The following is a 15,075-nucleotide window of genomic DNA, read 5'->3' as shown; positions in this document are numbered from 1 at the left end:
AATCATTATTTTCCGAGGCAGAACTTTGAGAACAACTCTTTAATTAAACTATCTTGAACGGTATCTCCGATGATTTCACCGAGAATTTCCCATGTGCGTGTAACATCTATTTGAATCATATCAATAGGAACTCCTGCTTGAGCAGCTTGTATTGCATCGTCTATCGTATTACGTGCCTGTTTTAGTAACGAAATGTGACGGGCATTGGATACATACGTCAGGTCATTGGATTCTAATGAACCATCGAAAAACAGTGCAGCGATGGCTTCTTCCAGTTCAGTAATACCTTTCTCTTGCAGGATGGAAGTAGTAATCACACGATCTCTTCCCGCCAATTCATAGACTCGTTCTAGATCAATCTTTGTTGGTAAATCCGTTTTATTGACGATGACAAGCATGTCCATGCCGGCAACAGCTTCAAATAATCGCTCATCTTCATCTGCTAAAGCTTCAGAGCTATTAACCATCAATAGAATGAGGTCTGCTTCTTTCAGTACCTTCCTTGAACGTTCCACACCAATCCGCTCGACAATATCTTCCGTTTCCCGAATTCCTGCAGTATCGACAAGACGCAAAGGAACTCCACGAACATTGACATACTCTTCTATAATATCACGGGTAGTCCCCGCAACATCCGTAACAATCGCTTTATTTTCCTGCACTAAGCTGTTAAGCAACGATGATTTCCCAACGTTCGGACGTCCTACAATTACAGTAGACAATCCTTCACGTAAGATCTTTCCTTGTGATGACGTGCGCAATAACTCATCAATCTCATCCAGTACCCACGTTCCTTTTTCAATCATCAAAGGAATCGTCACTTCTTCCACATCATCATACTCTGGGTAATCTATATTAACTTCTACTTGTGCAAGTGTTTCGAGTAATGCCTGTCGCAATTCACCGATCAAATGGGATAGCTTTCCCTCCATTTGATTGAGTGCAACATTCATAGCTTTATCTGTTTTGGCTCTAATCAAGTCCATAACTGCTTCAGCTTGGGATAAATCAATTCGGCCATTCAGAAATGCTCGTTTAGTAAACTCACCGGGTTCTGCTAGTCTAGCCCCCTCTGTCAATACTAATTGGAGTACTCTATTGACGGAGGTGATGCCTCCGTGACAATTAATCTCCACTATATCTTCGCGCGTGAAGGTCTTTGGCGCTTTCATGATCGACACCATGACTTCCTCCACTAGTTCTTCGGTGGCGGGGTCGTGCAAATGTCCATAATGAATTGTATGCGATGGTTGTTCGCAGAGTGGTTTAGTTGTTGGTGATTGGAATATACGGTCTGCAATCCTCCATGCGTCTTCGCCACTCAGACGAACGATGGCAATCGCTCCTTCTCCCATAGGAGTAGAAATAGCGGCTATCGTATCAAAATGCAAGTTTTTTCACCTTCCTGGCTTCGTTGTGCACATGTGCATATCTTTTATAGCGAATACTACTTTCTAACAACCTATATTATCATAAATCGTCGGAATCTCCTAGCACGCGAATTTAAAACATGTGGATAAATTCAGGAATTTTGAACCTAGCGTCATGGTAATTTATCATGTGCTAGCAGTCGACAAAGAACCCTGTCGTTTCAAGCTTTCTAGTGTAGAAACTTTCTTAAAGAAAAATGTGGGATGAATAGAATAAGGCAGGAACGGGCGATCTATATTTCATCATTATTAGGCTATTATTGAAGCAAAGACTAGGACGGAAAACGACTCTACATTGCTCCTTCGGAAAGCGTCCTCATCTGATGCTTCAATCCCTCCACATCCACTCATTAATTGTCTTTTGATGACAATAAAAAACCCGTAGAAAGCCTCTACGGGTTTGATCTTATTCGATTCCTTTAATGACGATGTATCGATATGGATCCTTTCCTTCTGAAAATGTCTCAATATCGAGTCTGAGCGACAACGCGTTATGGATAACTTTTCTCTCGTATGAAGGCATTGGTTCTAGTGCGACCTGACGTTTTGTTCGTACTGCACGGTCTGCCATACGATCTGCCAGTTGCTCGAGCGATTGCTCGCGACGCTCCCGGTAATCCGCGACATCAATTCTAACAATTTTGAATTGCTTTGTTACCTTATTGGCTACGAGTTGCGCTAATTGCTGGATCGCATTAAGCATTTGCCCTCTTTTACCTATTAGGAACGCTGCTTTTTCACTTTCAAGCTGGAAATTGATATACTTCCCTTTTGTTTCGCACGTAATGACCAAATCTTCAATGCCCATTTCTTTAGCCATATCCTCAATATACTGTTTTGTTTCTTCAATTACGTCATTTTCATTGTTGATCTTGGCTGCATGTACTCTTTCCTTATCTTCTGTAGCCACAAATGGTTCTGATTGCTCAGCTTTAGTTTGAAGTTGTTGAACTACTTCCGTTTTCTCAGTAACGGAAGATAATACTTCACTGTTATCTGTAAGCGACCGCGCCAATTCAGGTACTTGAGCACTATTACGTTTAGGATCTGGCTCTGATTTTTCTAGGACGGTTACAAGCACTTCTGCTTGTTTTACGCCAAAACCAAGAAAGCCTTTCCTGCCGTTTTCCACTATCTGTACTTTTACTTGATCTTTTGTTACACCCAGGTCCTGTAAAGCTGATTCAATTGCTAGCTCAACGGTTGCTGCCCTTTGTGTAAGTTGTTTCATTTCTTTTTCCCTCCTGCTTTCACTACTTCGACGTTTTTTGGCTTATCGAACGGCTTATAGATGAAAATGTTTTGGAGTAGCGAAATGATATTTCCGACGATCCAGTATAAAGCAAGTGCTGCCGGTAAGAATGAACCAAATACCATGATCATAAATGGCATGATGTACATCATCATCTTCATCTGTGGATTATCCATTGCGGGTCCTGTACGTAAAACCGTTAACTGGAACAATCCAGCGATGATAGCAAATAAAATACTTGGTGAACCAAGTGCAACACCTAGGAAGTTACCTAACTCAATCGTTGGTGTGGCATTCATCCGGCTGATGGCGTGGTAGAAACCAATAAATATTGGCATCTGAATGAGAACTGGTAGACATCCTGCAACTGGATTAATCTTTTCGTTGATCATAATCTGTTGCATTTCCTCTTGATACTTTTTCTGTGTCACAGCGTCTTTTGATTTGTATTTCTCTTTCAACGCTTTAAGTCTTGGCTGAATCTCCTGCATACGCTTCGAACTTTTCGTTTGTTGAATAATCAATGGAAGCAATGCAGTACGAATGATCGCTGTAACGACGATGATTGCTAATCCGTATGTTCCTAGCCATTCTTTGAATTTCACAATCAATGTAACAAGCGGCCAAACAATATATTCGTTCCAAATCCCTGTACTTTCTGCCGTGATAGGCTCTCGGAATTCCGAACAACCTGCCATGAAGACAGCAACTACAACGAGTAGTGAAAGGAACACTAATTTCTTTTTCAATGTTTTTTCCCCCAAACAGTCGCAAGATCATTTTTTAATTTTCAGTGTAACATGATGGCTTTAATCGTTCTACATCTAGGAAGAACTTTGATTTCACTTAAAGACTTTTGCGATTTTTAGAACATGTCTCAGATTTTTTTTGGTCGTATGGAAATCGAGCGTGGCAGCTTGATTTCTTGCGATAATAACATAATCTAGATCAGATTTGACTTCATCATTCATTTCTAGAAATGATTGTCGAATATAGCGCTTAATCCTGTTACGTGTGACAGCATTCCCGACCTTTTTGCTGACGGATAGGCCAATTCTGAACTCTTGCTGGTCTTCCTTCTTATAGGTATAGACAATAAACTGTCGATTAGCAAAGGACTTTCCTTTTTTAAATACCGTTTGAAATTCTTTATTTTTTTTAATTCGCTGGCTTTTTTTCATAATAACACCTGCTTTAATTTTCTACCGTCATAATCTACTGATCCGCTACTATGGAAGAGATCCAATATTCGTTTCGAATCGCTCTAATAGCTAAAAAAAAGACCACTGATGTCAGTGGCCTTATGCTGAAAGAACTTTTCTTCCTTTACGACGACGAGCTGCTAAAATTCTACGGCCGTTTTTCGAACTCATTCTTTGGCGGAAGCCGTGGACTTTAGCGCGTTTACGTTTATTTGGTTGGAATGTACGTTTCATTTCGTAAGACACCTCCTGCTTTGATTGTCTCTTTTCCTACTGTGACAGTCTTGAATAGTATAGCGATTCAGTAAAAGAATGTCAATGCTTTTCTATTCCTTCGTTTGGGATCCACTTATAATAATATTCTTGTTCACTGGAAACTTATCCACAACAAAAGAAGATTCAGCTCTGGATGAATTGTTCATGGCTAAAATTGTGGATTTTCTAAACCGGCAATTGTCGACAAGTTTTTCACATATTCAGGGCTGTGGATAACCACTTTATGCACAGTTAACGGGATTGTGCATAAATCATCAGACTCCTTGTCAATAATCAGTTTCCCTGTTACAATTAAAAAGCTTTTGTTGTGTATATATTTTATAGCTAAAATCTTATCCACATATGTGAATACAGTGTGGATAGTTTTTTCAACATGTTTCGATAATTTTTATCCACAGCCCTGGATACTGTGCATAAGCGGATTCCGGGCTTTTTAATATTTCATTGTAAAGGAGGCACACGATTGGAAAATCTATCAGGTTTATGGGAACAAGTATTAAAAAATATTGAAGCTAGAGTTTCGAAGCCTAGTTTTGAGACGTGGTTAAAATCGACTAAATTGCTAACGTATGAAGCAGAACATGCAACTATTTCTGTTCCAAATTCATTTGCCAAGGATTGGCTTGAAACGCATTACGTCCATTTAATTACGGGGATTTTATCCGAACTAACAGGTGAAGATCGAATCGTTGAATTTATTGTTCCGCAAGACATGGCAGAGAACGATATTAAATTGCCAAAATCACAGCCAAAACCAGTAGAAAAAACACCTACGGTCAACCCAGCTGGAATGCTGAATCCGAAGTATACCTTTGATACGTTCGTTATTGGATCCGGCAACCGCTTTGCCCATGCAGCTTCATTAGCAGTTGCTGAAGCACCTGCCAAAGCCTATAATCCGCTTTTTATATATGGAGGAGTTGGATTAGGTAAGACACACTTAATGCATGCGATCGGTCATTATGTACTGGAGCAAAACCCTGCATTGAAGGTAGTGTATTTATCATCCGAAAAATTCACGAATGAGTTTATTAACTCCATACGAGACAATAAAGCCGGCGATTTCAGGGACCGCTACCGCAATGTAGACGTCCTGTTAGTTGACGATATTCAATTTTTAGCAGGAAAAGAACAAACCCAGGAAGAGTTCTTCCATACATTTAATACACTGCATGAAGAGTCAAAGCAAATTATTATTTCCAGTGATCGTCCTCCAAAAGAGATACCTACACTGGAAGATCGTTTGCGTTCCCGTTTTGAATGGGGCCTGATCACGGACATAGCGCCGCCTGATTTGGAAACTAGAATTGCAATTTTACGTAAAAAGGCGAAAGCAGACGGCCTAGTAGACATTTCAAACGATGTCATGTTGTATATTGCTAACCAAATTGATACTAATATTAGAGAGCTTGAAGGCGCCCTAATCCGCGTCGTTGCTTACTCCTCATTGGTAAATGCCGATGTCACTACCGATTTGGCAGCGGAAGCGTTAAAAGATATTATTCCAAATTCCCGTCCGCGGATTATATCCATTCTAGACATCCAAAAGGCAGTCGGGGAACACTTTAACATTCGATTAGAAGACTTTGTAGCGAAGAAAAGAACCCGGGCTATCGCGTTTCCACGTCAAGTTGCGATGTATTTATCGAGAGAGCTGACAGATTCCTCTTTACCGAAGATTGGTTCAGAGTTTGGTGGTCGAGATCATTCAACTGTTATTCACGCACATGAGAAGATTTCCAAACAGCTCGATGAAGACAAAGCATTGCTCCAAGATGTCCAAGATATTAAAAAGGTTTTAGGAAGAGCCTAATGAACTGTGGATAACTGTGGACAAGTAGTGCAGGGTCGTCCACTTGTTATACACATGTGGGAAACTATGATTCTCATACGTCCGAAAGGCTTTTCCACATATCCACAGGCCCTACTACTATTACTACTATATTTAATTACTTAATTATTATTATATAAGCGAGGTATCGATATGCAGTTTGAAATTATGAGAGATAGATTATTGGATGGGTTAAGCGATGTTGTCAAAGCAATCAGTTCAAAAGTGACAACACCTATTTTGACAGGTATTAAATTAGAAATTACTGAAAAGGGATTAACTATGACTGGAAGTGATTCAGATATTACGATATCCACTTTCATACCAGTAGAAGAAGACGGCACTCAAATTATTCAAACAATCCAACCAGGTACACTGGTATTGCAAGCAAAAGTTTTTAACGAAATCATTCGCAAGCTCCCAACAAATGAAGTGATGATTGAGTTACGTGATGGAATGAAAACACATATTCGTTCTGGACAGTCTGAATTTCATATTATTGCCCAAAGTGCTGATGAATATCCCATATTGCCCGATGTAAAAGATGCGGAGCGTTTTGAAATGCCTGCTGACTTGATGAAATCGCTTATTAGAGAAACTGTATTTGCAGTATCCCAACAAGAAACTCGTCCAGTTTTGACAGGCGTTCAATGGATTATGAAAGAGCAAGAACTTTACTGTATCGCAACAGATAGTCATAGATTGGCTAGACGGATTGTGACACCTGAGATTCAAGCTAGTTCACCATTCAATGCAGTTATCCCAGGCAAAAGTCTTCAAGAACTAAGCAAGATATTGCCTGACGATGCTACAGCAGTAGAAATTTTTATTGCGAATCAACAAGTATTATTCAAGCTTCACAATGTTTTATTCTATTCAAGACTTTTGGAGGGCAATTACCCTGACACATCACGTCTGATCCCGACTGAATACAAAACATCCATCACGATTAATGGACGCAATTTGTTGCAAGCAATTGATCGTGCATCTTTATTAGCTCGAGAAGATCGGAATAATATCGTGCACTTCTCAACAGATGGTAGTCCACATGTGCAAATCTCTTCTAATTCACCGGACGTCGGAAATGTAGAAGAATTGGTAGAAGCCGTGCATATCGAAGGTGAACCTTTGAAAATCTCTTTCAGTGCGAAATATATGATGGATGCCTTGAAAGCAATTGATGGCCAAGATCTAAAGATTCATTTCACTGGCAGCATGCGCCCATTCATCTTGAAGTCCATTGATAGCGAAGCCATTCTACAATTAATTTTACCGGTTAGAACGTTTTAATCTGTAACTTAAGAAAATATCTCGTAATAGGGTAGTCAACATGTTGGCTACCTTTTTACTTATTGCGAAAAGTTAGGTAAACTAGAGGGACAGAATATTTTATGAGGGATTGAATTAAAAATGGAGACAATACAGTTTAATACAGAATATATTACGCTAGGCCAATTATTGAAAATGACGAATGTTATTAGCTCAGGTGGAATGGCTAAATGGTATTTAGGTGAAAACATTGTTTACGTAAACGGCGAGCCAGAACAACGACGCGGTAAGAAATTATATGACGGAGATGTAGTAAATATTCCAGGTGCAGGAAAATTCAAACTGTCAGTGGATGAATCTGGACAGTCGGATGCATATTGATCGGCTTAAGTTAACGAACTATCGAAATTACGAATCTCTGGAATTAAAATTCTCTCCTACGATGAACGTATTGATCGGTGAAAATGCACAAGGAAAAACCAATGTCATGGAAGCTATTTACGTATTAGCAATGGCAAAATCCCACCGTACATCAAATGATCGTGAACTTATACGTTGGGAACAAGAGTGTGGTAAAATAGAAGGGGATGTCCAACGTAAATTTGGATACTTGCCGATAGAGCTGACAATTTCCAAAAAGGGAAAAAAGGCTAGAGTCAATCATTTGGAACAAAATCGTTTGAGTATGTATGTTGGTCAGATGAATGTAGTCATGTTCGCGCCTGAAGATTTGAATATCGTAAAGGGCAGCCCACAGCTGCGCAGGCGTTTTTTAGATATGGAAATTGGACAGATCTCAAGAGTCTATTTGCACGACTTGGTCAATTTCCAAAAGATATTAAAGCAACGCAATGCCTTGTTAAAAGCAAATCGAGGTAAATTGGATCTCCAGGATGTTATGTTCGATATTTACACGGAACAGTATATTCAAGTGGCAGTTCAAATTATTCGAAAACGCTTTTATTTTATGGAATTGCTACAAAAGTGGGCAAATCCGATTCATCAAGGAATTTCACGTGGTCTTGAAACATTGGAAGTTTCCTATGGGACTTTAAAAGACCTACATTCTGGGCAGACTGCTGAAGAGATGGAAACAATTTTTGCTGATCAGTTAAAGAATGTGCGAAGACGCGAATTAGAACGAGGGCTTACCCTGGTAGGTCCACATCGTGATGATTTGCAGTTTTTTGTCAATGGGTACGATATTCAGACGTACGGTTCACAGGGACAGCAACGGACGACCGCCCTTTCTTTGAAACTTGCGGAAATCGAACTAGTAAAACAAGAAGTGGGCGAAACGCCAATTTTATTGCTTGATGATGTGTTATCGGAATTGGATGATTACCGACAGTCACATTTGCTCAGTACGATGCAAGGACAAGTACAAACATTTGTAACAACAACCAATATCGCAGGAATTGATCATAATACGATCCAAGAAGCAGCTATTTTTGAAGTGCATGATGGATCCGTTTTACGTAGAGAATAAATGATTGTGGTTTGATAGTTTTGGAAAGGAAAGGTGAAAACCTTGGCAATGGAAGAAAAGGATATGCAGACAGCTTATGATGCAAGTCAGATACAAGTGTTGGAAGGCCTTGAAGCTGTCCGTAAACGCCCTGGTATGTATATTGGGACAACGAGTGCAAAAGGGCTTCATCATCTAGTATGGGAAATTGTCGACAATAGTATAGACGAAGCTCTCGCAGGTCATTGTGACCATATTGAAGTAACGATAGAGAAAGATAACTGGATCAAGGTATCCGATAATGGCCGTGGAATTCCAGTAGGCATTCAGGAATCAACAGGTAGACCAGCAGTTGAAGTCATCATGACTGTACTCCACGCAGGTGGTAAGTTCGGTGGCGGTGGATATAAAGTTTCCGGTGGTTTGCACGGCGTAGGATCTTCAGTCGTTAATGCATTGTCAGAGAAGACGGAAGTTTATGTTAAACTGGATAAAAAATTATATGCAATTGAGTTTTCTAGAGGTCCTGTCTCGAAGGAACTTGAAGTCATTGGTGAATCGGACGAAACCGGTACTACTATCCGTTTCAAAGCGGACTCTGAAATCTTTACCGAAACAACGGAGTACGAATACAGCATACTAGCAACACGTTTGCGTGAACTTGCTTACTTGAACCGTGGTTTGCGTATTGCCATTAGCGATGAACGTGGTGAAGAACCTGTATCTGAGTTGTTTCACTATGAAGGTGGAATTAAATCATACGTCCAGCATTTGAATGAAAATAAAGAGCCGATCTTTGAAGAACCAATTTACATTGAAGGCGAACGCGATGGTATTACTGTTGAAGTTGCTATGCAATACAACAGTGGCTATGGCGAAAATCTATTGTCATTTGCTAATAATATTCATACCTATGAAGGTGGAACACATGAGCAAGGTTTCAAAACTGCGTTAACTCGCGTCATTAACGACTATGCACGTAAAAATGGTTTATTGAAAGAATCAGAAGATAATTTGACTGGGGACGACGTGCGTGAAGGACTGACGGCTATCGTCTCAATTAAGCATCCTGATCCTCAATTTGAAGGTCAAACAAAAACGAAATTAGGTAACTCGGAAGTTAGCACAATTACAAATTCATTGTTTTCCGAAGCATTGCAACGTTTCTTAATTGAAAACCCAGTAGTAGCGCGTCAGGTAGTTGGCAAGAGTACGATGGCGGCAAGAGCGCGTATGGCTGCGAAAAATGCTCGTGAATTGACACGTCGCAAATCAGCGTTGGAAATCTCGAGTTTACCAGGGAAACTATCAGATTGTTCTTCAAGAGATCCAGCTATTAGTGAGTTGTATATTGTTGAGGGTGACTCTGCTGGAGGATCAGCGAAGAATGGTCGTGATCGTCACTTCCAAGCGATCTTGCCATTACGAGGAAAAATCCTCAATGTAGAAAAAGCACGTTTGGACCGGATTCTTGGAAATGCAGAGATTCGTATGATCATTACGGCACTCGGTACAGGAATCGGCCCCGAATTTAACTTAGATAAAGCTCGTTATCATAAGCTAGTCATCATGACCGATGCTGATGTTGATGGTGCTCATATTCGTACATTATTACTAACCTTTTTCTTCCGTTTCATGCGTCCACTAATTGAAGCAGGGTACGTATATATTGCACAGCCACCACTTTATCGTGTGCGCTCTGGAAAAAGGGAAGAGTATTGTTATGACGAAGAAGCGTTGCAGGAAATTATGAGCAGTATGCCTGCTTCACCAAAGCCCGATATTACACGATACAAAGGTTTGGGTGAGATGAATCCCGAGCAACTTTGGGAAACCACAATGGACCCTGATAAACGAACATTTCTACAGGTCCGTATGGATGATGCGGTAGAAGCAAATGAAACATTTGAAGAATTAATGGGTGATGAAGTAGAGCCACGCAGAAAGTTCATTGAAGATAATGCAGTTTACGTGCAAAATATTGATACTTGATGAATCGTAAACGGATTATATAGCAAAGACCGAACTTATAGATGTAAGTGGTGAAAGGAGCATGACAACATGGCAGATTTGCCAAAAGGCGGAGTGCAGGAAATAAATATTAATACAGAAATGAAGACCTCATTTCTAAACTATGCGATGAGCGTTATCGTTTCTCGTGCCCTTCCAGATGTTCGAGATGGTTTGAAGCCCGTACATCGCCGCATTTTGTATGCTATGCATGATTTGGGTATCACTGCGGAAAAACCGCATAAAAAGTCAGCCCGTATCGTAGGGGACGTTATCGGTAAGTATCACCCGCACGGCGACAGTGCAGTATATGACACGATGGTACGGATGGCTCAAGATTTTAGTTATCGCTACATGTTAGTAGATGGACATGGTAACTTTGGTTCTGTTGATGGTGACGGGGCTGCTGCAATGCGTTATACAGAGTCACGTATGTCCCGTATCGCAATGGAATTATTGCGTGATATCAATAAAAATACAATCGACTTCCAAGCAAACTATGACGAGCAGGAAAAAGAACCTGCCGTCTTGCCAGGTCGTTATCCGAACTTGTTGGTGAACGGTACATCAGGAATTGCTGTAGGTATGGCAACAAACATCCCACCCCATCACCTTGGTGAGACGATTGACGCTGTACTTGCTTTAGCAGAGAATAGCGCAATCACCACTGAAGAATTGATGGAAATCATTCCAGGCCCCGATTTCCCGACTGGCGGTATGATTCTTGGCCGTAGTGGTATTCGTCGTGCTTATGAAACAGGTCGAGGTTCATTGATCATCCGTGGAAGAGCTGAAATTGAGACGGCTGCAAACGGCCGAGAAACGATTATTGTCAATGAAATACCTTTCCAAGTAAATAAGGCGAAGTTAATCGAAAAAATTGCAGAGCTCGTACGCGATAAGAAGATTGATGGAATTACACACTTAGCAGACGAATCGGACCGTACAGGTATGCGTATTGTGATTGAAGTACGACGTGATGCTAATGCGAACGTATTATTGAACAATTTGTATAAACAGACTGCCTTGCAGACTAGTTTTGGGATCAATATGCTGGCACTGGTAGACAAGCAACCAAAAGTATTGTCATTGAAAGAAATTCTATACCATTACTTAGAACACCAAAAAGTAGTCATTCGCCGTCGTACACAATTCGATTTGAACAAAGCGGAAGACCGTGCACATATCTTGGAAGGATTACGTATAGCACTTGATCATATCGATCAGATCATTGCCTTAATCCGTGCATCTAAAACAACGGCTGAAGCGAAAGCGAACTTAATGGAGACATTCGAGTTGTCTGATCGCCAGTCTCAAGCAATTCTCGATATGCGTTTGCAACGTTTGACTGGACTGGAGCGAGACAAAATTGAGTCCGAATACCAAGAGTTGCTGACACTTATTGCCGAATTGCGTGCAATTTTAGCGGATGAACTAAAATTAATTGAGATTATCCGTGAGGAATTGAGTGAAATTAAAGAACGTTTTGCTGACGAACGTCGAACAGAGATTATGCTCGGCGGTTCTGAAATGCTTGAAGATGAAGATTTAATTCCAGTGGAAAACTCCATAGTTACATTAACTCATCAAGGGTACATTAAACGTCTGCCAGCTAATACGTATCGCAGTCAGAAACGTGGCGGTCGTGGGATCCAAGGTATGGGCACAAATGAAGATGACTTTGTAGAGCACTTATTGAATACTTCCACACATGACACGATTTTACTGTTTACGAGCAGGGGCCGTGTATTCCGTAAAAAAGGCTATGAAGTTCCTGAATACAGTCGAACTGCCAAAGGATTGCCGATTATTAACTTACTTGACTTCGAAAAAGGTGAAAAGGTTACGGCAATGATCCCGATTGACGAGTTTACTGAGGATCATTACTTATTCTTCTCAACTAAACAAGGTGTTATTAAACGCACATCGATAATGGACTATGCCAATATTCGTGCGAACGGCTTGATTGCATTAGGATTGCGTGAAGATGATGAACTGATCTCCGTTAAATCAACTGATGGCAAGTCAGACATTGCGATCTGTACAAAACATGGCATGATGATTCGCTTTGATGAGGAAAGTATCCGCCCACTCGGCAGAACTGCTGCTGGTGTACGTGGTATCAGATTGCGTCAAGAAGATGAAGTAATTGGCATGGATATCGTAGAAGCAGGAGACGATATTCTGGTAGTTACTGAAAAAGGATACGGTAAACGCACACCTGAAAGTGAATACCGATCTCAATCACGCGGCGGTTATGGATTGAAAACAATGCATATGACAGATCGAAATGGTGCTATTGTAGCGATGAAGTCGGTTAACGGTGAAGAAGATTTGATGTTAATTACAATTCACGGCATCTTAATCCGTATGTCTATTGGCGATATTTCTATATTTGGCCGATCTACACAAGGTGTACGCCTCATTCGATTAGGTGATGAAGAACGTGTAGCAACGGTTGCAAAAGTAGAAAAGGATGACGATCTTGAAGATGAGATGGATGATAAGCTAGAAGATCATCTGGAAGTGACTGAAGAAGTACAATCAGACACAGATACAGACGTATAAAGAAAAGTTATTGAAGAGGCGTAATGCGTCACTTCAATAACTTTTTTCTTTTGGTAGGAGAATTTACTCAGATAACTATCCATATAATTGAGAATATTATATGATAATAGATAGAGCGAAGAGGAAAATAGGTGAAAGCATTGGATGTTTACAAAGAGGTTAGTGATTTAAGACCAGGTAGTTTTCTAAAAGAGGATCTCTACGTTAATACAAGAAATCCAATTATGGTGAAGGACACCAAATTAATGCTAGAGCATTTCGAAATTCTCCATTCCTTTGATATTACGCGTGTACTGGTCGAGTCAAAGGCACTTGGTAATACAGAACAAGGGCCAATAGAGCAAATAACAGAAGTAAAATTAACTCCAGAGGTAGAAAAGCTAATGAACCAAAGCGCCCCCCTGAAATCAAGATCTTTGGAGGCGCTATATGATGAAGCAATAGAATCATACAGAAAAGAATTTATTGGTTATAGATCAGGAAAAAAATTGGATGTTGCGGCAGTGCGTACAATTGTTTTACCTTTGATTCAAGCATTTTTAGAGAATAAGGAATATGTCAAAGGACTTAATGAGTTTTCTACATTACAAAACTATCGTGCACATCACTCCATCAGTGTAGGCATCCTAGCAGCCTTGATAAGTGATGCAATGGGATATCCAAGAGGGCAAGTGCTTCAAATCGGAATAGCAGGAGTATTAGCGGACAGCGGTATGGCGAAAATCGATGAGAAGATTATCGATAAAGTGGCCTTCTTAACGAGTGAAGAGCTAAGTGAAGTGAAAAAACATGTCATTCACAGTTTTCAAATGGTAAATGACTCTCCATTGGTACGTCAGGAAATGAAAGTAGCAATCTTGCAGCATCATGAGCGCTTTGATGGTAGTGGTTATCCAAGAGGACTAAAAGGACAGGAGATAACGGAAATCTCTCAAATACTCTCAGTGGCGGACGTGTATCACGCTATGGTATCTGAACGACCATACAGACAGAAGGAAAGTTCTTTTAAAGTAATCGAGTTAATGAGGGAAGAGGAGTTTGGAAAATTTGATATGAAGGTAATTGAAGTACTTCATGAACTGATCAACAAGCTATCTATTGGAACGAAAGTGAAACTGACAACTGACGAGATAGCAGAAATCATTTACTTGCATCGTGATTTTCCCCTGCGTCCTATAGTTAAGATTTTGGATACAGGCACACATACTGATCTTTCATCTAATAGAAAAATCTCTATTGTTAAGACCTTTTAATATAATAATTTCATGAACGATATGGGAAAAGAAGAAGATTAAGCGGATATGGATCTATTATATTGCAGTCATGTAGTAATTTCATATCCGTGTATTGTTGTAGGTACGGGGTTTTTAATATTTATTTAAAAGAATTGATAAAAAGACTTGCATTCCCATAAACGCGGTGGTATATTTATAAGCGTCGCATCAAGCAGTTGCGAAAACATCAAACTTAACAAGAAAAACTTTTTAAGTAAAAGTGTTGACAACGAAATGATGAGATGTTAATATTAGAAAGTTGCCTCTTACGAGAGACCAACAGAATGAACCTTGAAAACTGAACAGCAAAACGTTAACGAAATACAGTTTGTGCATCTAACGATGACACAAACAAAATGAGTATATTAATTGATGCCAGCAAATGAAACTCGAGCTAATCGAATTTCTCTTATGGAGAGTTTGATCCTGGCTCAGGACGAACGCTGGCGGCATGCCTAATACATGCAAGTCGAGCGAACTGAAGGAAGCTTGCTT

General features: G+C 40.2%; 12 protein-coding genes and 1 rRNA gene. 8 read left to right on the top strand and 5 right to left on the bottom strand.

Features of this window, described 5'->3' with window-relative positions:
• Positions 1-5: 5 nt before the first annotated feature.
• The 5 genes from mnmE to rpmH form a co-directional block, all read right to left on the bottom strand.
• Positions 6-1,391, bottom strand: a complete 1,386-nt coding sequence (gene mnmE / locus CSV70_RS01820) for a tRNA uridine-5-carboxymethylaminomethyl(34) synthesis GTPase MnmE (protein ID WP_099628419.1) — start codon at positions 1,389-1,391, stop codon at positions 6-8.
• 445 nt (positions 1,392-1,836) lie between these two features.
• Positions 1,837-2,661, bottom strand: coding sequence for an RNA-binding cell elongation regulator Jag/EloR (gene jag, locus CSV70_RS01815; protein WP_099628418.1), 825 nt, complete (start codon positions 2,659-2,661; stop codon positions 1,837-1,839).
• Positions 2,658-3,431, bottom strand: coding sequence for a membrane protein insertase YidC (gene yidC, locus CSV70_RS01810; protein ID WP_085132264.1), 774 nt, complete (start codon positions 3,429-3,431; stop codon positions 2,658-2,660). Before yidC ends, jag begins: the two co-directional genes overlap by 4 nt.
• 93 nt (positions 3,432-3,524) lie before the next feature.
• Positions 3,525-3,863: a ribonuclease P protein component gene (gene rnpA / locus CSV70_RS01805; protein WP_085132265.1), complete on the bottom strand. Its 339-nt coding sequence runs from the start codon at positions 3,861-3,863 to the stop codon at positions 3,525-3,527.
• Positions 3,864-3,983: 120 nt separating this feature from the next.
• A complete protein-coding gene (gene rpmH / locus CSV70_RS01800) occupies positions 3,984-4,118 on the bottom strand; it encodes a 50S ribosomal protein L34 (RefSeq protein ID WP_029054388.1) in 135 nt (44 codons plus the stop codon).
• A 505-nt stretch (positions 4,119-4,623) separates the two neighbouring features.
• On the opposite strand from rpmH, the gene dnaA reads away from it, so the two are divergent.
• The 8 genes from dnaA to CSV70_RS01760 form a co-directional block, all read left to right on the top strand.
• Positions 4,624-5,973: a chromosomal replication initiator protein DnaA gene (gene dnaA, locus CSV70_RS01795; protein WP_085132266.1), complete on the top strand. Its 1,350-nt coding sequence runs from the start codon at positions 4,624-4,626 to the stop codon at positions 5,971-5,973.
• 171 nt (positions 5,974-6,144) lie between these two features.
• On the top strand, positions 6,145-7,281 hold the full coding sequence (dnaN, locus tag CSV70_RS01790) for a DNA polymerase III subunit beta (RefSeq protein WP_085132267.1): 1,137 nt from the start codon (positions 6,145-6,147) through the stop codon (positions 7,279-7,281).
• A gap of 120 nt (positions 7,282-7,401) precedes the next feature.
• On the top strand, positions 7,402-7,641 hold the full coding sequence (gene yaaA / locus CSV70_RS01785; protein ID WP_085132268.1) for a S4 domain-containing protein YaaA: 240 nt from the start codon (positions 7,402-7,404) through the stop codon (positions 7,639-7,641).
• Entirely contained in the window at positions 7,631-8,749 is a 1,119-nt protein-coding gene (gene recF, locus CSV70_RS01780; protein WP_085132269.1) for a DNA replication/repair protein RecF, read from the top strand. The genes yaaA and recF overlap by 11 nt, the downstream gene beginning before the upstream one ends.
• A 48-nt stretch (positions 8,750-8,797) precedes the next feature.
• A complete protein-coding gene (gene gyrB, locus CSV70_RS01775) occupies positions 8,798-10,720 on the top strand; it encodes a DNA topoisomerase (ATP-hydrolyzing) subunit B (RefSeq protein ID WP_233191743.1) in 1,923 nt (640 codons plus the stop codon).
• A 69-nt stretch (positions 10,721-10,789) separates the two neighbouring features.
• Complete coding sequence (gyrA, locus tag CSV70_RS01770; RefSeq protein ID WP_099628417.1) at positions 10,790-13,306, top strand: DNA gyrase subunit A; 2,517 nt, start codon at positions 10,790-10,792, stop codon at positions 13,304-13,306.
• Positions 13,307-13,437: 131 nt separating this feature from the next.
• The gene (locus tag CSV70_RS01765) at positions 13,438-14,559 is read left to right on the top strand and encodes an HD-GYP domain-containing protein (RefSeq protein WP_099628416.1); all 1,122 of its coding nucleotides are present in this window, start codon (positions 13,438-13,440) and stop codon (positions 14,557-14,559) included.
• Positions 14,560-14,988: 429 nt separating this feature from the next.
• Positions 14,989-15,075: ribosomal RNA gene (locus tag CSV70_RS01760) — 16S ribosomal RNA — on the top strand; the annotation flags it as partial.

Origin of the sequence: Sporosarcina sp. P25 (assembly GCF_002743235.1) — a bacterium.
GTDB lineage: Bacteria > Bacillota > Bacilli > Bacillales_A > Planococcaceae > Sporosarcina > Sporosarcina ureae_B.
The sequence above is the reverse complement of the archived record's forward strand: the minus strand, read 5'-3'. Positions and strand labels throughout refer to the sequence as shown.